The sequence below is a fragment of the Streptomyces sp. NPDC048182 genome (genome assembly GCF_043202555.1).
Classification (GTDB): domain Bacteria; phylum Actinomycetota; class Actinomycetes; order Streptomycetales; family Streptomycetaceae; genus Streptomyces.
Genome location: NZ_JBIDAQ010000005.1, coordinates 310,695 through 331,205 on the forward strand (window position 1 = coordinate 310,695; position 20,511 = coordinate 331,205).

Annotated in this window: 11 protein-coding genes; 1 reads left to right on the top strand and 10 read right to left on the bottom strand. The window is 74.3% G+C overall.

Annotated features, from left to right (window positions below; genetic code table 11):
• Positions 1-263: 263 nt before the first annotated feature.
• Positions 264-2,603 carry a glycoside hydrolase family 9 protein gene (locus tag ACGFZL_RS12770; protein ID WP_393691012.1) on the top strand — a complete coding sequence of 780 codons (2,340 nt, stop codon included), beginning with the start codon at positions 264-266 and terminating at the stop codon, positions 2,601-2,603.
• Positions 2,604-2,627: 24 nt separating this feature from the next.
• On the opposite strand, the gene ACGFZL_RS12775 is transcribed toward ACGFZL_RS12770, so the two are convergent.
• The 10 genes from ACGFZL_RS12775 to ACGFZL_RS12820 form a co-directional block, all read right to left on the bottom strand.
• Positions 2,628-3,365, bottom strand: a complete 738-nt coding sequence (locus ACGFZL_RS12775) for an SDR family oxidoreductase (RefSeq protein ID WP_393691233.1) — start codon at positions 3,363-3,365, stop codon at positions 2,628-2,630.
• Between the two features lie 349 nt (positions 3,366-3,714).
• Positions 3,715-9,840 carry a hypothetical protein gene (locus ACGFZL_RS12780; RefSeq protein WP_393691014.1) on the bottom strand — a complete coding sequence of 2,042 codons (6,126 nt, stop codon included), beginning with the start codon at positions 9,838-9,840 and terminating at the stop codon, positions 3,715-3,717.
• Between the two features lie 62 nt (positions 9,841-9,902).
• The gene (locus tag ACGFZL_RS12785; protein ID WP_393691016.1) at positions 9,903-12,149 is read right to left on the bottom strand and encodes a hypothetical protein; all 2,247 of its coding nucleotides are present in this window, start codon (positions 12,147-12,149) and stop codon (positions 9,903-9,905) included.
• Between the two features lie 213 nt (positions 12,150-12,362).
• Positions 12,363-13,565 (bottom strand): IS701 family transposase, encoded by a 1,203-nt coding sequence (locus ACGFZL_RS12790; RefSeq protein ID WP_393691018.1) that lies wholly within the window; start codon positions 13,563-13,565, stop codon positions 12,363-12,365.
• A gap of 129 nt (positions 13,566-13,694) precedes the next feature.
• Positions 13,695-14,525: an NAD(P)H-binding protein gene (locus tag ACGFZL_RS12795; RefSeq protein WP_393691020.1), complete on the bottom strand. Its 831-nt coding sequence runs from the start codon at positions 14,523-14,525 to the stop codon at positions 13,695-13,697.
• A gap of 69 nt (positions 14,526-14,594) precedes the next feature.
• The gene (locus ACGFZL_RS12800; RefSeq protein WP_393691022.1) at positions 14,595-15,548 is read right to left on the bottom strand and encodes an NADP-dependent oxidoreductase; all 954 of its coding nucleotides are present in this window, start codon (positions 15,546-15,548) and stop codon (positions 14,595-14,597) included.
• An 80-nt stretch (positions 15,549-15,628) separates the two neighbouring features.
• Positions 15,629-16,879 carry an MFS transporter gene (locus ACGFZL_RS12805; protein ID WP_393691024.1) on the bottom strand — a complete coding sequence of 417 codons (1,251 nt, stop codon included), beginning with the start codon at positions 16,877-16,879 and terminating at the stop codon, positions 15,629-15,631.
• 201 nt (positions 16,880-17,080) lie between these two features.
• Positions 17,081-17,707: a ScbR family autoregulator-binding transcription factor gene (locus ACGFZL_RS12810; protein WP_393691026.1), complete on the bottom strand. Its 627-nt coding sequence runs from the start codon at positions 17,705-17,707 to the stop codon at positions 17,081-17,083.
• Between the two features lie 454 nt (positions 17,708-18,161).
• Positions 18,162-19,172, bottom strand: a complete 1,011-nt coding sequence (locus ACGFZL_RS12815) for a hypothetical protein (protein WP_393691028.1) — start codon at positions 19,170-19,172, stop codon at positions 18,162-18,164.
• Positions 19,169-20,461 carry an MFS transporter gene (locus tag ACGFZL_RS12820; protein WP_393691030.1) on the bottom strand — a complete coding sequence of 431 codons (1,293 nt, stop codon included), beginning with the start codon at positions 20,459-20,461 and terminating at the stop codon, positions 19,169-19,171. Before ACGFZL_RS12820 ends, ACGFZL_RS12815 begins: the two co-directional genes overlap by 4 nt.
• Positions 20,462-20,511: the final 50 nt, after the last annotated feature.

Sequence of the window (20,511 nt, forward strand, 5' to 3'; positions counted from 1 at the left end):
GCGCCACCGTTCCGTGCGCGACCGGTTGACACGACCGGCCGCCACTGGCTTCATGAGCCTCACCGTGGAAGCGCTCCCACGGACGGCGGACGGGGCATCCCCCCGGAGGCCGCCCCCGAGCTGCCCGCTCCCCGGACCGTGATCGACCCTTCACCGCCGCGCGCTCTCCGCCGGGAGCGCGGGACGCGCCACCGCACCACACGCCCCCCACCAGGCACGCCCCGCTCCCGTCCCGCACGCCCGCCGCACGGAAGGACGATCCGTTGCGCCTGCCCGCCTTCGCGCACCCCACCCCCCGCCCCCTGGGCGAACCACCCCGCCCCCGCTGGGGCGTCGCCCTGGCCGCGGTCACCGCCCTGCTCGCCGCCGCCCTCACCCCCCTCGCCGCCACCCCCGCCCAGGCCGCCCCGGCGTTCGCCTACGGCGAGGCCCTCCAGAAGTCGCTCTTCTTCTACGAGGCCCAGCGCTCCGGCCGCCTCCCCGCCGGCAACCGCGTCTCCTGGCGCGGCGATTCGGCCCTGGACGACGGCAAGGACGCCGGCCTCGACCTGACCGGCGGCTGGTACGACGCCGGCGACCACGTGAAGTTCGGCCTGCCGATGGCGTACAGCGCCACCGTCCTGGCCTGGGGCGGCGTCGAGCAGAGGGCGGCGTACGCCGCGTCCGGACAGCTTCCCTACCTGAAGGACAACCTGCGTTTCGTCAACGACTACTTCGTCAAGGCGCACCCCTCCCCCGACGTCCTGTACGGGCAGGTGGGCAACGGCGCCGACGACCACAAGTGGTGGGGCCCGGCCGAGGTGATGCCGATGGCACGTCCCGCCTACAAGATCGACGCCTTCTGTCCGGGCTCCGACCTGGCCGGCCAGACCTCGGCCGCGATGGCGGCCTCCTCGATGCTCTTCACCGACGACGACCCGGCCTACGCGGCGAAGCTGCTGACCCACGCCAAGCAGCTCTACTCCTTCGCCGACACCTACCGCGGCAAGTACAGCGACTGCGTCACCGACGCCAAGGCGTACTACAACTCCTGGAGCGGCTACCAGGACGAGCTGGTGTGGGGCGCGATCTGGCTCTACAAGGCCACCGGCGACGCCGCCTACCTCGCCAAGGCCGAGACGTACTACGACAGCCTCTCCACCGAGCCGCAGACCACCACCCCCTCCTACCGCTGGACCCTCTCCTGGGACGACACCTCCTACGGCTCCTACGTGCTGCTCGCGAAGCTCACCGGCAAGCAGCGCTACGTCGACGACGCCAACCGGTGGCTGGACTGGTGGACGACCGGCGTGAACGGCGCCTCCGTGCGCTACTCCCCCGGCGGCGAGGCCGTCCTCGACTCCTGGGGCTCCCTGCGCTACGCCGCCAACACCGCCTTCGCCGCGCTCTCCTACAGCGACTGGCTGACCGGCGACCCGGCCCGCAAGGCCCGCTACCACGACTTCGCCGTACGCCAGATCGACTACGCCCTCGGCGACAACCCGCGCAAGGCCAGCTACGTCGTCGGCTTCGGCGCCAACCCGCCCACCAAACCCCACCACCGCACCTCGCACGGCTCGTGGACCGACTCGATCACCAGCCCCGCCGCCAGCCGCCACACCCTGTACGGCGCCCTCGTCGGCGGCCCGAGCGCGCCGGACGACGCCTACACCGACGACCGGCAGAACTACGTCGACAACGAGGTCGCCACCGACTACAACGCGGCCTTCACCGGCGCCCTGGCCCGCCTCTACGCCGAGTACGGCGGCGCCCCGCTCGCCTCGTTCCCGACGGCCGAGCGACCGGACGGCCCGGAGATCCTCGCGCAGGCGTCGGTGAACGCGTCGGGGCCGAACTTCACCGAGATCAAGGCGTACCTGGTGAACAAGTCGGCCTGGCCCGCCCGCCCGCTCGCCAAGGCGTCCCTGCGCTACTACTTCACGCTGGAGCCCGGCGTGCCCGCCTCGGCGATCTCGGTGACCACCAACTACAACCAGTGCGGCGCGGCGAGCGGCCCGACCCGCTACGCGGGCGACGTCTACTACGTCTCGGTCGACTGCTCGAACACGGTGATCGCGCCGGCCGGCCAGTCGGCGTACCGCAAGGAGGTCCAGTTCCGCATCGCCTCCTCGGGCGCCTGGGACCCCTCCGACGACTGGTCCGCCCGCGGCCTGCCGACCGCCCCGGGCGCCACGCCGGTGGACGCGCCGAACGTGGTGCTCCTGGACGGGGGCGCACGGCAGTGGGGAGCCGCCCCGGACGGCACCGCTCCCGACCCGACCCCCACGCCAACCCCCACCCCCTCTCCGGGTGCGGCCTGCACGGTGGCGTACAAGGTCAACTCCACCTGGGACAACGGCTTCACGGCCGACGTCACCGTCCGCAACACCGGCACCACCGCCGTGGACGGCTGGCGCCTCGGCTGGAGCTTCGCCGGCGCGGAGAAGGTGAGCAGCGCGTGGAACGCGACGGTCACCCAGGCCGGGACGGCCGCGACCGCCACCGACGGCGGCCACAACAAGGCGATCCCTGCCGGCGGTTCGGCGTCCTTCGGCTTCCAGGCCAGCGGCAGACCGGCCGCCGCCCCCGCCGCCTTCACCCTCAACGGCGTCCGCTGCGCATGAGCGGGGGCTCCCCGCTCGGGAGGTTCAGACGACCTGCTCGGTGGGCCGCACGAGGATCTCGTTGATCGCGGTACGCCGGTTGCGCGTGACCATGTAGCGGATCGCGTCGGCGACGTCGTCCGCCTCAAGGGCCCCGAGCGGGGACCTGGAGGTGGCGTCCGGGGCGCCCGCGATCCCGCTCGTGGTCAGCTCGGTGGCGACCACCCCCGGCTCCACGAGCCCGACCCGCACATGGCGCTCGGCCACCTCCCGGCGCACCGCCTCGGCGAAGGCGCCCACGGCGTGCTTGGTGGCGGCGTACACGTTGCTCTCCGTCGAGGGCACCCGCCGCCCGGCGACGGAGCTGACCATCACGACGTCGGCCACCCCCCGCGGCCCCTCCGCGGCAGCGGACAGATGCGGCAGCGCGGCATGGGTGCAGGCGAGCACCCCGCTCAGATTGACGTCGACCATCCGCTGCCAGTCCGCCAACTCGGCCTCCATCACCGGCGCCCAGGACCCGGTGCCCGCGTTGTTGACCAGCACGTCGAGCCGCCCGTGCGCGGCCACGACCCGCCCGATCACGTCCACCGCCGCCCCGGTGTCGGCCAGGTCGGCCTCGTACACCGCCACCCGCCCGCCGATCTCCCGCGCCAGCTCCTCCAGCCGCTCCCGCCGCCGCGCCACCAGCGCCACCTCGGCCCCCTCCCGGGCGAACGCCCGAGCGGTCGCCCTCCCGATCCCACTGGAGGCCCCGGTCACGACCACGACCAGCCCGTCCATGCCCACGCCCACCACTCCCTCACCAGCGACGACACCCACTCCCGGCAGCCTCACACGGGCCACACGACTCCGCATGCCCCGGGACCACGCCGACCCCTTTCCGTGTGATCGCCGAGCCCGCCTAAACTGATCGGCATCATCTCAGCGGCCCGACGGGCTTCCTGATCCGTCCTGCCGGCGCAAGCGCGCCGACGCGGTCCTGGCCGGGATGCACCCGTCCACGGGCGAGCCGTCGTACGTCATCGTGGAGCTGAAGCAGTGGAGCGCGGCCTACCCGGAGGCCGACGAGCCGCTGCTGTGCCGGACCGTCAGCCCGGAGAGGGAAGCGGACGGTCCGGTTCGCGCGCCGTCAGGGGCTCTCGTGCGGGGTCGCGGCGCATGCGCGGAGCAGTGGTTCCAGGCGCAGGTGGGGGCCCTCGCGGTCGAAGACCTGGAGGGTGTCGAGGCAGGTGAGGAGCCAGCGGGCCTCGTCCTCGTCGATGTCGCCCCGGACCGCCACGGCCGTCAGCGCGCCCTCCCAGTCGAACGGGCCGTCCGTGTACTCCTCCGCCAGCGCCTGGTACGCGGTCGCGAGCAGGGGGTCCGCGTACAGGCCGGTGCCCCGGGCGAAGGCGTGGGCCCTGGCCCGGTCGGTGCGCAGGCCGGACAGGGCGCGCAGCGCCTCGTCGGGGTCGCCCAGTTCGCGGTGCAGCCGGTGGGCGTCGCCCACCAGTCGGGGCCAGCCGCCGGTCAGTTCGTGCAGCCGGTCGAGGCGGTCCTCCCGCTGGAACATGTCGACCCGCTGCACCCAGCCGCGCAGGCTGCGCCGGTCGTGGCGGCGCAGCACCACCGGGGCGGCCGAGGTGAGGTCGGTGCCGGTCAGCAGGGAGCGCCACAGGGCCAGCTGGGTGGTGTCGGTGACGAGGACGACGGCCCGGGTCACGCCCGCGGTGGCCGGCAGCAGCGTATCGGCCAGATCGGCCGCCTCCCGACAGGTCTCCGGCCGTACCGGGTCGCGATAGTTGACGAAGTCGCTGATGACGACGCGCCGTTCGCCGGGGCGCCCACCGGTGAGCTCGTGCTTGTAGACGCTGGGCTTGCCGACGGGGGGCAGCGCCCAACCGGCGATGCCCGCGGTGAGGGTGCGCAGGGTGTGGGCGACGTCGCCGACGCCGGTGGCCGGGCTGCCGAGGACGATCCTGGTCTGGTCGGTGCGCCGGCCGAGCAGGTCGTCCAGCTGGGTGTTGGTGAGCGGAGCGGGCCGGCCGTCGGGCAGCTCGGGACGGCCCTCCTGCACGATGCTCTCCTGGAGTTCGCAGTCCTCCTCGGCCCTGAGCAGGCGGGCCTCCACCTCGTGGGAGGTGCCGATCATGCGCAGCGCGTTGGGACCGCGCAGATGCCAGCCCAGGCCGTCGTGGTTGGGCGCGAGGATGCCGAGGCCGACCATCTCGGAGAGGTAGGCGCGGAAACCCTCGGTGTCGAGCTGCTCGAACCCCCGGCGCCAGTACGTCTCGCACTCCTCGCGCAGTTCGGTGTCGCTCAGCCGCACCTCCAGGCCGCGGTGACGGGCGTGGTAGGCCAGCACGTTGGCGATCACGTCGTAGCGGTGGTCGAGGCTGAGGGTGTCCTTGAAGGCCGCCGAGATGCTGTCACGGAGTCCGGCGTCCGACTCCACGACCTCGATGTCGGCGGGCTCCACCGGGTACGGAGGGCCCTCGGCGCCGCCGCGCCGCGCCCGTTTGCGGTGCATCAGCTCCACCAGCCGGTGGCCGAACATCTGCAGCAGGAACGGCTGGTAGGAGCAGTAGCCGAGGACCCGGTTGACCAGGTCCAGGTCCGCGAACTCGAAGCCGAGGGCCCGCATCGGCTCGACCAGCAGTTCGGCGGCGTACTGCGGGGCGAGCGGGCCGATCACCTTGGGGGTCTGCGCGAGGTGGCCGAAGGGCCCGTTGCTCGCGAGCTTGGCGAACCGCTGCACCGAGTGCAGCCCGGCGAAGACGACCTTGGCGTGGTCCTTGGTGTCGTCACCGAGGCCCTTGAGCTTCTTCGTCTGGTTGAACCGGGGCGCGTCCGCCTCGAAGAACTGGTCGCACTCGTCGAGGAGGATCAGCAGCCGGCGCCGCGAGTCCGCCCCCGTCCAGGTGCGGATGCCCGCGCGCACCCGCTCGGAGGTGTCGGAGACCTCCTTCGCGCCCCGTCGGCCCGGCGCCGGGGCCAGCACCTGCGCCTCGGTCAGCTTCCGGTCCAGGACGCTCCACAGCGCCTCCGGACCGAGCGAGCTGCCCTTGCCGATGTTCTCCTGGTCGAGGTTGACGTACACCGCCTGGTGGTAGCCGGGGCGCTGCTCCACGAACCTGTCCCCGGCGTCGGCGAGCAGCGCCGACTTGCCGAGGCCCCGGCCGCCGTAGATGACCTGGGTGCCGCCCGGGTCGATGATGCTCCGGCGCTCGTCGTCACGGCCGTAGAACATCTCGCCGCCGATCCGGCCGCGCTTCTCCCGGATGTACGGGTTGACGCCGGAGAACGGCAGCAGCGTCTGCGTGACCGTGCTGACCTGCCGGTCGCCGCGTGCCGCGAGGTAGGCGAGGGCGGCGTCGTCCACCACCAGCAGGGGCTGCAACCGGTCGGTGCCGACGGCGAGTTCCACGCGGGCCTCGCGGCTGAGCGTGCCGAAGTAGGCGACGAGGAGGCCCGCGCCGCTGGTGTCGCGCTCCGCGAGGCTCATGACCACCTTGGCGGATGGGCGCCCCCACACCATCAGCACCCGCAGCGTGCCGCCCTGCTCCCGGATCTGCGAGCCGAAGGCGGGCGCCTTCGCCCTGCCGTTGATCTCCACCTCGGTCGCTTCGAAGAAGCGGTACTCGCGCCTGCGCAGGTTCGGGGACCGCTCGTCGAGCGGCCTGGCGCTCTTGGCGTCGTAGCCCAGGAGCCGCAGCAGCGGCGGCAGTTGACGCTTGCCGGACACCTCGAGCCGGTCCTTCGGCTCGGTCGCGCCCAGTTCCCGCCACCCGTCGAGCGCGTCGGCCGCCAGCGCCGCCTCGTCGGTGGACAGCGCGCCGAAGTCGAGGACGGGAAGCCTCGGGTGCTTCGCACCGGACCGGACGAGGCCGACGAGGTCGCGGTCGATGCCGCGGGGCAGGCCGTCGGGCACCGCGGGGAAGAACTCGTCCAGGTGCGGCTCGGTGCTCTCGATCTCCGGGACGGGTTCGCCGATCTCCAGGAAGTAGACGAGGTCGGCGGCGGTGGCGAGGCGGCCGTCCCGGTCCAGGTGGCGCAGTACCTGGGCGCGGCCGTCCGCGGTGAGGTCGAGGGCGTCGAGCCGGGCCCGGATCCGGTCGGTCGCCTGCTGCCGGAACTCGGGCAGGTCGCCGCGGACGGTGTCCAGGGCCCGGCGCACGTCCCTCAGGTCGTGCGCCCCGGTGCCGTCCAGCCGCTCACGGGCGTCGGCCAGCAGTTCCTGCACGCGCAGGTCCTGATCGTCGGTGACGGCGCCGTCGGCCTGCGCGCGGTGCAGCTCGGCGACGAGGCCCTCCTGGACCTTGCTCAGCTCCGCGCGCCGGGCGGCCTCACGGGCGTCGACCTCCGCCGCGGCCGGCGGGGTGAAGCCGTCGGCCTGCGCGGCGGGCAGCAGCCCGCGGTCGGCCAGCTCGACGATGGTGCGGACCGCGGTGAAGGCGTCGTGGGAGAGCCGCTCGTCGAGCGCCTGCTGCCAGGTCCGGTCGACCGCGGTGAGCAGCCTCTCGAGTGGCGGCGGTTCGTCCGAGGTGTCGCACACCTTCAGCAGCTCCGCGTCGAGCACCGTCTCCGGGGTGAGCGAGCTGCCGAGCCGGGTGGCCGCGGTGTCACCGGCCAGCAGGGCGAACAGCTCCTCCATCGAGGCTCGCGCGGCCCAGGCCGTCGCGGCGGCGACGGTCCCCGAGCGCCGCGCCAGCTGTTCCAGCTCGGCGAGCACCGACCCCTTGCCGTCCAGCAGCGAACGGCGCAGGGAGGAGATCTCCTTGACCGCCCGGCTGCCGTCGGAGCGGTCACCGCGGCGGATGCCGTCGACCGCCAGGCACCACTCCTTGACCAGGCCGACGGCCCGCTCCACGAGATGCACCAGGTCCTGGCGACCGGAACCTTGCAGGGGCTTGCCGCTGGCCGAGCGGTGCCTGCGGTCCATCCGGTCGATCTCGTTGCTGACCTCGGTCAGCTTCGACAGTCGTTCGGCCGTCTCCCGCACCCGGTGGACCGCGTCGCGCTGGTCGCGGACCACGGCCGTCAGCAGCGTGCCGAGCATGCCTCCGTCGGGGGCCAGCCACCGCTTGGCTATCTCCGTCGCCCGCGCGAACCGCAGCCTCGGCGGCACGAGCAGCGTGCTGCACTGCTCGCCCAGCTCCTGCAGCCGGGACTCCGTCTCGGAGGCGTCGGCGATGACGACCAGCGGAGGTGCGGTCATCAGGGCGCCGCTGAGGGCGCGGTCGGCGACGGCGGTCGCGGTCTCGGCGAGCCGGTCCGGCAGCCGGGAGACCAGCGCCTTCAGCTGGGCGCCCGCCAGGTGCTCGCCGGTGATCAGCGCGATGCGCAACAGGGCGGGCAGCAGGAGGAGTTCGCTGCCCTCGGCGTCGCGGCCCGCGAGTCCGCCGTACTGCTGGAGCAGGCCCGTGGTCAGCCGGGCGCCCTGGCTGTCACCGGAGGTGAGCAGTGCCGCCGCGCCGGCCAGGCGGAGGGCCCCGACGTGCGGCTCGGAGTGGCCGCCGGCGCTCGCCACATGGTGGGCGAGTCCGAAGCGCCGTTCCACGACCAGCCGCGCCAGGGCCCGCTCGGCGGCGGTGCCGTCCTCGGTACCGTCGGCGTTGCCGGCCGTGAGCGCCCCCTGGTCGCTTCCGGCGGGGGTCAGGGGCCGTCCGTCGCCGGGGTCGAGCGGGCCGGGTGCCACCGGGGTGGGCGCGGCGCGCTCCGGTTCGCGGGCCGCTCCGGGCTCGGTGCCCTGCTCGGAGCGGTCGGCGCCCCCGCCCGTCGCGTCCCGTGCCGCCGGCTCGGCCACCCGTGCCGTCCCGCGCTCCCCGGGCACCTGCCGGCCGGCCGCCGTCCCGGTCCCGTGCTCCCCCAGCACCGCCCGAGCAGCCGTCTCGGTGCCGCCGGTCTCTGCCCTGGCAGCCGTCTCGGTGCCGCCAGTCTCCGCCCGAGCAGCCGCCTCGGTGCCGCCGGTCTCCGCCCGAGCAGCCGCCTCGCCGACGTCCGTCTCCGCGCACGCGCCCTCGTCGCCGCCGGCCGGGGGCTGTCCCAAGGCCAGTTCCGTGGCCATGACCGCCGCCATGGCGCACGCGGGCAGTACCCGCACGACCTCGTTCTGCAGCACCAGGATCTCCGCCGCGGCGTCCGCCTGCCCGCCCAGCCCGACGAGCCGCGCCAGGGCGGTGAGCGCGGCGGCCTCCTCCCGCTGCGGCTGCTCCCACACCGGTGCGTCCAGGAGACGCCGGGCGGTCTCGCGCGCGGTCTCGGCGGCAGTGGCGGCGGGGCTGTCCGGGCGGCAGACGACATCCAACAGGCCGCCCACGGTCCGGCGTATCCGGAGATCGTCCTCCCGCGCCGCCCAGTGTGCCGCCGCGGCGTCCGTCAGCTCCTCCAGGCTTCGGGACGTCCCGTCGATCCCCGCCGCGCGGAACACCTCCTCGGCCCGGTCGAACCCGCCCGCCAGCGCGGCCAGCGCGGCCAGGTCCTCGTCCTGCGGCCGGCGCCCGTCCGCCACCGCGTCCGCGACCTGTCCGACGGCCTGCCGGGCGAGGGCGAGGGCCGCTGCCAGCTCCCGGCAGACCTCGTCGGTCGCCGCCGACCCGTCGGTCCCGGCCTCGGCCGTCGCCGTCGCCGCGGACGCGTCGTCGGCGGCCGTACCGGGCGGCGGTTCCGGCGTCTCCGCGGCACCGGACGCGAAGTCCGGGTGGGCGGCCGTGATCGCTCGCGCCTGCGCACCGACGGCGGCCAGCCGGGACGCCTCGTCCTCGTCGGCCGTCGCCGCGAACCAGTCCTGGTCCGCGGCCCAGGCGAGCAGGTGGGCGTCGCCCACGGAGGCGTTGCACCATGCGAAGACCGTGGCCCGGACCAGCGCCGCGCCCCACCGGTCGACGGGGTCGGCGACCGTGTCGTCGCCGCTCCGCGCGAACACGTATGCGACCAGGTGCTCCATCACGACCTGCGTGAGGCTCCTGAGCCCGCAGGTGCAGGCGTGCTGCTGGGCGTCACGGCGCAGCCGGGCGAGCACGTCCTGGCACAGGGCATGACCCGCCCGCCGGGGCGCCGCCATGCGGATGCCCAGATCGCCGAGCAGCTTCTGCCGCCATCGCGAGGGCAGGGAGTTGACGGCGAGTTCCACCGCGCCGGACGTGAGGTCGTCCAGGGCGGTGAGGGCCGGTCGCGTGAGAGCGTTGAGGGCGGCGGCCAAGTCCGTGAGTTCGTCGGCCGAGACACCCGGCGGGGACAGCGGCGGCCCCGGCATGACGCGGTAGCGGTCGTGCATGTACGTGCACTCCGTTTCTCTTGCTGCTTGTGGGGGTTGCGGCGGAGGCGTCGAGACGCGGATCAGTGGCCGCGCGTGTGCTCGGTGACGAACGTGTAGCCGTACGGCAGTTCCCAGCCGTCCGCCTTGCCGAGCCGGCGGCAGTGCTCCCGAAAGGCCGTCCGCTGCCCGTCGCTGGGCGAGCAGCCCGGCCGCAGGCGGCGCAGATGGCCGGAGACGAACTGGGCGGCGAGCAGTTCCGCACCGCCCGGCTCCGTATCCGTACCGCCCCAGGGGCGGATCACCCGCCGTACGGCCGGGCGGTATCCGATCAGGGCGATGGCGGCCTGTCCGTCGCGTGCGGGGAAACGCGGCCGGCCCCGGGCGTCGCGGCTGCCGAGGGCCGGCTCCAGGACCCGTTGCGCGAGCAGTTCCGTCACCGCGGACTCCAACGCGGCCTGCTGCGACGGTGCCGGCCGGAGCCCGTAGGCGGCGTGCGGCAGGAGAGAGCGGTCGAGCAGGGCATGGCCGTCCAGGGTGAGCAGCCCGCAGCGGCGCACCGTGCGCATCACCAGCTGCCGGGGGCCGAGCCCGACCGCGCTGTCCCCGTGCCGGTCACTGCCCGGGACGTCCTCCCGGGTGAGCACGCGGGGGTCGTAGCGATGCCCTGTGACACGGTCGCCGACGCGCACGGGCTCCTCGACGGCGACCGTGGCCATGCGGATCACCCCGGCCCCGGGAGCCCAGCGCAGCTCGAGCAGCAGGCCGGGGAAGAAGGCGTGCGGCCAGGCGATCGGCGTCAACCGGTGCGTCCCGTCGCCGGGTTCGGCGGCGACGAGCTGAACCGCCTCCGCCTCCGCCAGGGTCTGCCCCGCGTGCTCGAGTTCGAGACGAAGTGCCGAACTCCGCCCCCGGGTCGGAGGCAGACGCCGTGCCACCGCCGGGTGGAGGGGGAACCAGGCGTGCGTGAGATGGGACAGCCGCAGAGGCGCCCGCCGGGCGACCAAGTCCGCTTCGTCGCAGAGCAGTTCGTCGGGGCCGATGTGGGCTTCGTCGGCGAGGGGGAGATCGACCGGGTCCGGCTCGGCTTCGGGCCGGGTCCCCAGCGGCGCGGGTGACGCGGACGGCGCGGATGACGCGGACGGCGCGGGTGACGTGGACGCCGTGGACGCCCAGCCGCGCCCGGCCGGGAGCAGGGGGTCGCCGGGGGCTTCCGCGTCTCCCGGATGATGGGATCGCCACACCCCACCCCCCTCGAACGCGTCGTCGAGCGTGATCCGGGAGCCGTTCTCGAAGAGGCCCTGTTCGCTGCCGTTCCGGACGACGTCGGCGAGAGCGATGTTCGCCCGGCACACCGCCGCGGCGTACCCCGTGCCGGCGAGTGGTTCGGCCGCCCCGGGGAAGCCGCGGAGCCGGGGTCCGACGGCCGTGTACACGGTCACGGGTGCGCCGAGCCCGTAGCGCCGCTGCCCCGGTACGGCCGCGTGTTCCACGGCTGCGGCGAGGGAGGTGAGGTCGTCGCCACCCAGTGGTCCGGTCTCCCGCCGGCAGGCCGCCAGGGCGGCCCGGGTCGTGGCGTACTCACCCCACATGCGGAGGAGGTCGCTGGACGCGAGGACTCCCCGCACGGTGTCGAGCAGACCGAGCAGTCCCGCGCGCAGGTCGTCGTCGTCCGTACCGCCCACCAGGTCGGCGAGGGAGACGGGGACGAAGGGGCTGAGCAACTGCTCTCTCGCCGAGGTCAGGAGGTACTCGGTGTAGGCCGTCGACTCGTCGCGCCGGGCGGCCTCGGGCGACGGGTAGCAGACGTCGACGACGACGTGGCCCGCCCCGTTGATCCAGCGCCCGCGGGCCCGTAATCGGCGCAGCTGGACCGGCGACAGGCTCAGGCCCGGGCCGAAGGCGTGGACGTCCGGTACCAGCAGTTCCCTGCGCCGGGGAGCGGCGCCGTCCCCCGGTGCGTCCGGCCCCTCGGCTCCCGCGGGCGCGCCCGACACCCAGGCCGGCACGTCGCCGTGGGCGCTCACGCCGGGATGCGCGCCCTCCCGGTAGACGATCTCGGCGAAGAGCGGGTCCGACCCGGTGGTGACGCACACCATGGCACCGACCGGGAGCACCGGGGCGCACGCGCCGAACGTGATGACCGGGAAGTCGTCCAGCCGCAGCGGGCTGCCCCCGTAGCCCTCACCGCCGAGGTCGTATCCGAAGTACACGGCGTTGAAGGCGACGGTGGTGTGCACCGGCGCCGGGCGCGCCGCGACCACGGCCTCGAGGTAGCGCCGCAGCCGCTCCCGCTCCGCATCGGGCACGGCGTCGTGGCCCTTGGTCATGACGGACGTCAGCAGGGCGTGACCGCCGTACGGATCGGGGACCGCTGTCCTCCCGGGTTTGCCATCCGTATCCGTTGCCGGAACACAGGGATCTCCGCCCATGGCACCTCCGCCGCACTACCGGCCCCGCCCCGCCTGGCTGTGACTGTTCGCGCAGACTATGCCCAGGCGCGGTCTCCTTGGGGCACTTTCACGACTTCGCGATCGTGACGGTCACACGACACCCACTTCCGCCGCGCCCGGCAGCCGCCCTGCGGGATGTAACGGGCCCCGCGCGCGGCGCGGGGAGAGCGCCGTCGCGGCGTGGGCCAGGGAGACCATCGTCATGTGATGGTGCCAGCCGCGGTACGAGCGGCCCTCGAAGTCGCGCATGCCGAGGTCGTCCCCGGCCTCCGCCAGGTCGCGCTCCACGCGTCGCCGGAGCATCGCGGTGCGGTACACGCTGCCGAGCCGGGACCGCGCGAGGTTGGAGAGCCAGAACTCGCTCGGTGACCGCGCGCCGGGAGCCGCCCAGGCCGCGAGCAGCAGGAGGTCGAGCGGCTCCGGCGGCTCCGGGCGGGCGGCGCCCCCGCACAGGGTGACGCGGGCGGCGCCCACCGCGGTGGCTCGCGTCGTGCCCGTCACGTGGTCGAACCACTCCACCGGCATGCGGCGCCCATGCAGCGTGGAGAGCAACTCCGCCGGGCCGGGCGGCGACAGGGTGACGGAGGACGGGTGGACGCGTACGACGAACGGGATCCGGCCGGCCACGAGGTCCGCGCACACCGGGTGGGGTGCCGTCTCCCGCAGGTCCATCACCACAGGACCGCCGCGCAGCCCCCACTCCCGGGACATCCTGCGCACCGAGTCGAGCCCGCACTGCTCGGGCGGGCGCGGCCCGACGTCGGCGGGGATGGAGGCGCGGCGGCGCAGGTCCTCCCGGTCCGTCCAGCACTCGGGCAGCGCCAGTTGCCAGTCCACGGGGCAGCTCGCGTCGTCCCAGGCCAGCCACACGCTCGCCGCCTTCTGGCAGTTGACGAGCCGGCTGGCCTGGGAGACCCACTGGCGCTCCACGCCGACCGAGTGCCGGCCCACCTTCGGGATCACGAGCGGCTGCACCACCCAGGCGCGGGGCCGCGCGCGCTCGTCGAGCAGTCTGGCCAGGTCGCCTCGGACCGGGCCGTCGTTCCAGGGTGACTTGCTGATGAACTGGTACAGGCTCTGCTCGACCCCGCTGCCCGCCCCCTGGGCGAGGGCGCGCATGGTCTTCTTCTCGCGCACCGCGAGCAGCCCGCGCACGTACAGCTCTCCCCAGCGCCGCTGATCACTGCGGGGGAGGGAGCGCAGCACCGAGAGGACCTCACCGGTCGCGCCGGGCGCGCTGCCGGAGGGACGGGAGGGATGGGAGGGAAGCGTGGGAAGGTCTGCTGCGGACACGGTTCGCCCTCTTCGCGTCGTCCGACCCTTGCCGAAGGACGATAGCCGGATCTCACCCAGAAACATAGCGAGCGTTCTCTTTGTTTTTCGGACAGACGTCCCCCCGGTCCCCCGGGGGGAGCTTTTCGATCAGCTGAAGGCGTCTGCGTGGGCGGTCGCCCACTGGCCGAAGGTGCGCGGCTCCCGCCCGAGCAGCTCACTCACCGTGGGCCGGACGACGGAGTCGTCCAGCTCGCCGTCCGCGTAGTAGCGGAAGAAGGCGTCGATGTACTGCGGCGGCACGGCCCCCTCCATCCGGGCCCTGGCCTCCGCGTGGGAGAGCCCCTGGAAGCGCAGCTCCCGGCCGAGGACCCGGGCCAGGACGTCCACCCGGTCCGCCGGCCGCAGCGGCTCGGGCCCGCTGATGGCGTGCGTGCGCCCGAAGTGGCCCTCGTCCAGCAGCACATGGGCGGCGACGGCCGCGATGTCGTACGGGTCGATCATCGCCACCGGGACGTCGGGGAACGCCGCCTCCACGACGTCCGACGCGGCCAACTGAGCCGTCCACTCGAAGGTGTTGGACATGAACCCGCTGGGTCGCAGAATCGTCCAGGGCACACCCGACTCGCGCACCGCCTGCTCGGACTCGATCATCATCCGGGAGATCGCGTTCTCCCGGACGCCGTCCGCCGCCGCGATGCTGGACAGGAGCACGACGTGCTCGACACCGGCCCGCTCCGACTCGGCGAGCACGCCGGGCATGTCCGCGTAACCGGGCAGCAGGAAGACGCCGCGCACCCCCGTGAGCGCGGGGCGGAGCGACTCGGGGCGGTCGAGGTCGCCGACGACCGCCGCCACGGACTCCGGCAGGGCGGATCCGGACGCCTTCCGCACCAGGGCGCGCACCGGACGGCCGGCCTCGGCGCACTGCCCGACCAGTTCCCGCCCGATGTGACCGGTCGAGCCCGTAACGAGAATCATCCCAACTCCCCAGTTTGTGAGTGTCATTGACGAACAGTGCGGAGCACCGGGCGGCACCCGCCCGGCGGGTCAGTCCAGGGCGAGCACGAGCCGGCCCCTGACATGCCCGGCCTCGCCGAACTCGTGTGCGCGGGCGGCCTCTTCGAGCCGGAACACCCGCTGCACCTCGGGCACCACGCGTCCCTCGGCCAGGAGCTCCGCGACACGGTCGAGGACGCCGGCGTCCGGACGCACGTAGGTGAACCCGGCCCGCACGCCCCGCTCCGCCGCCCGGGTACGGAACTCCGGGTCCTCGCCCTTGAGCGTGACGACGGTGCCACCGGTCCTGACCACGTCGAGGAGCCGGAGGAGGCTCGGGCCGCCCATGGGGTCCACGACCAGGTCGACCTCGCCCACGGCGTCCCGGAGCCGGTCCGTGCGGTGGTCGACGGCCTGCTCGGCACCGAGGCCGAGCACGAAGGCGTGGTTGCCGGGCGACGCGGTGCCGACGACCCGGGCGCCCGCGTCGACGGCCAGTTGCACCGCGATGTGGCCCACCCCGCCGGCCGCACCGGAGACGAGCACGCGCTGCCCGGCGGTGAGCCGGCCGTGCTCGAAGAGGCTCTGCCAGGCGGTGAGCCCGACCATCGGCGCCGTCGCCGCCAGGTGGTGCCCGAGGCCCGCGGGCTTGCGGCTCAGTTCGGCCTCGGGCGCCACGGCGTACTCGGCGTAGGCACCGGCCGGTGCGGGGAAGCGCGGCATGCCGAAGACCTCGTCGCCCGCCGCGAAGCGCCCGGCGTGCTCACCGGTGGCGACCACCGTGCCGGACAGGTCCCAGCCCGGTACGGCGGGAAACCGCGGCACGCCGACCCCCTGGCCGGCGCGGGTCGCCCAGTCGATGGCGTTGACCCCGGCCGCGCTCACCCGCACGAGGACCTCGTCCTCGCCGGGCTCCGGGACCGGCACCCGCGCGACGCGCAGTACCCCGGGGGCGCCGAAGCCGTCCATCACCACGGCGCGCATCGTCCTCGCCTGTTCTGTCACACCCGTCCTTCCCGCTCCGTTCGTGCCACGCCCTGGCGCCCCGATGCCGTTCGTGCCACGCCCTCCCGCCCCGATGCCGGTCACCCGCTCGCCGGCACCGAGGCGGCCTCGGAGTGCGGGGCGGGCCCGGCCACGCCGGTGACCGTGCCGGGCGCCGGCACCCGCAGGAAGCGGGTGGCCCAGGTGGCGGGCAGCGCGACGAGGCAGATGACGAGGGCGGCCAGCGGCACGTTCTCCGCGTCGTACGCGCTCACGGCCCAGCCGCCGACCGCCGCGCCGGCCGCGATACCGGCGTTGACGGCCGAGGCGCCCAGGGTCGCGGCCAGGTCGCCGCCGGGCCCCGCGAGGGAGATCACCCGCAGTTGCAACGAGGGCACGACACCGAAGCCCACGAGCCCCCAGCCCGCGAGCGCCAGCGCGACCAGCACCGGGTTGGAGCCGACCAGGTACAGCGCGCCGAGCGCGAGGACCAGGACGGTGTTGCCGACGAACAGGGTGGCGTTGGCGTTCCGGTCGGCGAACTTGCCGCCGACGAAGGTGCCCACCGCGCTCGCCACGCCGAAGATCAGCAGGAACCCGCTGATCGCGCCGCCGGAGATGCCGGTGACGTCCTCGAGGAACGGGGCGAGGAAGGTGAAGGCGGTGAACTGGCCGCCCATGACGAGCAGTCCGGTGGCGAGCATCGCGAGCACCGGCGGGGCGAAGGCGTACTTCGCCTGCGCGCCGAGCCCGCCCGAGCCGCTGCCCCCGACGGCGGGCACCGCCGCCAGCGTGGCGGCCAGGGCGAGCGCGCCCAGCACGATGACGCCGACGAACGCGGCCTGCCAGCCGGCGCTCTGCCCGATCAGCGTGCCCAGCGGCACACCCACCACCGTGGACACGGCGATGCCGCCGAACACCATGGAGACGGCCTGGCCGCGCCGTTCGGCCGGCACGAGCCCGGCGGCCACCGCGGACGCCACGCCGATGAAGAGGCCGTGGATCGCGCCGGTGACCACGCGGGCGACGAGCAGCATGCCGAAGGCGCCCGCGAACACGGCGAGCACGTTGCCCAGGATGAACACGGCGAGCGCCAGCCACAGCAGGAGGCGTCGGGGCAGCCGGATCGTCGCCGCGGTCATGACCGGACCGCCGAGGGAGATGCCGAGCGCGTAGGCGGTCACCAGGAGACCGGCGGTGCCCTCGGAGACGTCCAGGTCACCGGCGATCTGGTTGAGCACGCCGACGACGACGAGTTCGGCGGTCCCGATGGCGAACGCGCCCAGGGCCAGCGCGGCCAGCGCGTATCTGCCCCGGCTCGCGCCGGCCCCGGGCGGAATGTCGGTACCCATGACGTGCCCCCTCTTTCGGTGGTGTGGAACGCCGACCGGGACGGGACCGTCCAGGGGCGCCGTTCTCCGACGAGAGGGTGCGGCTCGATCCCGTGGCCCCCCTTGCCTCGATCAGCTTCGAGGCTGAGCCGACGGTGGGCCAAGAAGGGCCGGGTGACTTCCTGATGTCCACGGCGGAGGCCGGTGCGCCGGCGGGGGCGATCAGGCGCCGCGGTCGCCGTTCGGCCGGGGCAACTCGATGTCCATGCGGATCTGGGGGATGAGCTCGGCCCGGAGGATGCCGGGGAGCAGGTACCGCCACATGAGCATCGTCCGGCCGGGCAGGTCACGGCGCCTGCTGACCAGTTCGGAGAAGATCTGGATGCCCGTGCAGGCTCCGACGAGGTACTCGGCGACCTCCTCGGGCACCACCCCGTCGAGCAACTCCCCCGCGTCCGCGGCCTCTTGAAGTGACGGCTGGACGATCTGCGCCCAGTTGTGGAACGTGGAGGCGTCATGGACCCCGAACGTGCTCTGTTCGACGCCCAGTCGCACACCGGCGCGCAGCAGGGGGTCCCGCTGGAGCTGCCGGGCCCAGACCAGGGAGACGTCCACCACCCGCTGGACGCCCCGCGACGCGACGAAGGGCAGCACCGTCTCGGACTGGTGCCGCATCACCTCGAGCGCGAGTTCCTTCTTCGAGCCGAAGTGGAAGTAGATGGCGCCGGTCGTGCAGGCCGACCGCTCGATGATCTTGGTGATACTGGCCCCCGCGTACCCGTACTCGTCGAAGACCTCGGCTGCCGCGATCAGCAGCCGCTCACGGGTCTCCTGCGCGCGTTCCTGCATGCGCCGGGCCTCCACCTCGGGGGACGAACGATAGTCCGACGTTATACGGGACCGCCCGCCCCCGAAGACACCGCCCGGCACGGACCGCGGCCGACCGTCAGCCCTCCCGCGTGTGTAAGGCCACGAATCTCAGCTCCGAGGTGCAGCGGCGCCCCGCCTCGTCGGTGAGCCAGGTCTGTTCCGGGGTGGGCAGCATCTCGGTGAACACGGCCGTGGCCGACGGGTCATGGCGGGCCGGGCGGCGCAGGGCCTTGGCGAGGATCGTGACGTAGACCGGGCTGTCGAAGTCGAAGGGGAAGGGGCGCGAAGGCGGCGTCCGCGGCGGGCAGCCGCCAGGTCTCGCGGGCGACGACCAGGGGGAAGAAGAAGAAGCACCGGACGCAGACCCCGCTGCCGGAGCGGCGGAGCGGCCGGACCGCTCCCCCGCTCACCCGGCCCGCTTCGGCCCCGCTGATCACTGGGCCCCCGGATCGGTGGTGCCGAGGGCGGCGGGTGATTCCGCGTCGGGGATGAGGACGTGCGGGGTGCCGGTGCCGTCGGCGGGGACGGCCCACACGTCGGCGCGGCCCCGGCCGCGGGGCAGGGCGTAGGCCACGGTGCCGAGGTCGGTCCAGGTGGCCTGGTCGTCCACGCTGCGGGTCTCGGCGAGCGGCGTCACCCGGTGGGTGGCCAGGTCCAGCACGGACAGGCGCCAGCCTCGCGCGGGGTCGCCGTGGCGGGCGGACTTGAAGGCGATGCGGGTGCCGTCGGGGGAGAGCGAGGGGCACTCCACGTTGTCCCGTACGGTCCGCATGCGGTGGGTGGCCATGTCGCCGGAGACGAGGTAGCGGTGGCCGCCGGTGGACATGGTCGCGTAGAAGTGCCGGTCGTCGGGGGCAAAGGTGACGCCCCAGAAGTTGTGGTCGGCGGCGCGGTGGGGCCGGCCCGCGACGGTGACCGGCCAGTCCTCCAGGGTGGGGACCAGTTCCTGGGTGCGGGTGTCGAGGATGCCGGCGCGGGTGGAGAAGCGTCCTCCGTTGTAGGAGTCGCCGGTGACGAAGACGGTCCAGGCGGCCATCCGTCCGCTGGGCGAGAGCCGTGCCCGGTTGGGCACGCCGACCAGGGGAATCTCCCGGACGGTGCGCAGACGGGTGTCGAGGACCGCGAGCTGGTAGGTGGTCAGGCCGCGGTCGAGCCGCAGGCACAGCCCGGTGCCGCCGGCCGCGTACAGCCGCGCGCAGGAGAGGGACGAGACCGCGCGTCCGCCCGTCGGGGCGCCGGCCGGGACGGACACCAGACGGCCGTCGCTCCCCGGGGCGGTGCTGCGCGCCACGAGCCGTGGCCCGGGCGCGAGCGAGACGCTGCCGGCCGACGAGCGGACCGGGGCGGCGCTGTACCGGGCGCGGGCGATGGACAGGGTCGCCAGCACGGCCAGCGCGACGACGGCCGCCGCCCCCGCGATGACGCGTGCGCCGCGGCGGCTCATGCTGGTCCTGCCTTCTGGAGCGCGGGGCTGATCCGGTCGGCGCGGTCCCGCAGGAGGACCGCCGTGGCGGCGACGGCCAGCACCGTGGCTCCGGCGGCGCCCGCGGTCGCCGCGGTGGTGCCCCAGGCCGACCAGGCCAGTCCGAACGCCGCGGAGGAACCGAAGTAGGCGAGGGCCTGGACCGTCTGCACACAGGCCAGCCCGGTGGTGCGCAGCCCGGCCGGCAGGAGGGGGCCGGCCAGGGCCATCAGGACTCCGTCGGTGGCGGCGTAGAAGGCGCCGTAGCAGCACAGTGCCGCCACGGTCAGCGGTGCGCCGGACAGCGGACCGCACAGCAGCAGGTAGACGGCGAGGAGGGCGCCGTAGCCGCCCAGCAGTACCGTGCGGCGACCGTACCGGTCGGCGAGCGCGCCCAGCGGTGCGGCGAGGAGGAGGTAGACCAGGTTGGTGCCCACCGCCAGGAGCGGGAACCAGCCCATCGGCATGGACTGGCGCCGCATCAGCAGCAGGTGGACGAAGCCGTCGCCGACCGTGGCCAGGCCCAGCAGCCCGGCGGCGCAGAGCAGCCTGCGCAGCGCCGCGGTCCGCAGCAGCTCGCCCGCCTTCTTGAGGCTCGCGGCGCCGGGCGCGACGGGGCGCTCGTCGCGGTGGTCGCGGGCGAGCCCGGCCAGGGCGAGCAGTCCGGCGGCGGCGACGCAGAAGCTGGTGAGGAACAGGGCGTGGAAGGCGTCCGGGGAGGTCGTGCCGACGGCCGCGAGGACGCCGAGGGCGGCGAGCGGCCCCGCGAAGGCGCCCACGCTGTCCATCGCCCGGTGGATGCCGAACGCGCGGCCGAGGACGGATTCGGGGACCGACAGGGTGATCAGCGCGTCCCGTGGAGCGGTGCGCAGTCCCTTGCCGGCCCGGTCGGCGACGATGACCGCGCCGAGGGCGGGCACGGACGAGCCGGCGGCCATCAGTCCCAGCTTGGCCAGGGCCGAGATGCCGTAGCCAATCCCGGCGACGGCCTTGCGCCGCCGGGTCCGGTCGGCGGCGTACCCGCCGACCAGCCGGAGCAGTGCGGTCGCCCCGGTGTAGAGGCCGTCCATCAGGCCGTAGGCAGCCGGTCCCAGGTGCAGGGCGAGGACGAAGTAGAGCGGCAGGACCGCGGTGACCATCTCCGCGGAGACGTCGGTGAGCAGGCTGACCGCCCCGAGCGCCAGGACGTTGGGGCCGACCGCGGCGACGGTGCCGCGTACGCCCCGGCGCCCGTGGCCGCCTCGGGGTCGGTCGATGGTGGAGAGGTACACGGCCGGACGTCGCCTCCTCGGGCAGCGGTGGGAGCGGGGGCCGGGAGCGG

Bases quoted from the DNA above. Each gene is read 5' to 3' on its own strand.
- ACGFZL_RS12775 (WP_393691233.1), bottom strand. From the start codon at position 3,365: ATGGACGGGCTGGTCGTGGTCGTGACCGGGGCCTCCAGTGGGATCGGG.
- ACGFZL_RS12780 (WP_393691014.1), bottom strand. From the start codon at position 9,840: ATGCACGACCGCTACCGCGTCATGCCGGGGCCGCCGCTGTCCCCGCCG.
- ACGFZL_RS12785 (WP_393691016.1), bottom strand. From the start codon at position 12,149: ATGACCAAGGGCCACGACGCCGTGCCCGATGCGGAGCGGGAGCGGCTG.
- ACGFZL_RS12795 (WP_393691020.1), bottom strand. From the start codon at position 14,525: ATGATTCTCGTTACGGGCTCGACCGGTCACATCGGGCGGGAACTGGTC.
- ACGFZL_RS12805 (WP_393691024.1), bottom strand. From the start codon at position 16,879: ATGGGTACCGACATTCCGCCCGGGGCCGGCGCGAGCCGGGGCAGATAC.
- ACGFZL_RS12810 (WP_393691026.1), bottom strand. From the start codon at position 17,707: ATGCAGGAACGCGCGCAGGAGACCCGTGAGCGGCTGCTGATCGCGGCA.
- ACGFZL_RS12815 (WP_393691028.1), bottom strand. From the start codon at position 19,172: ATGAGCCGCCGCGGCGCACGCGTCATCGCGGGGGCGGCGGCCGTCGTC.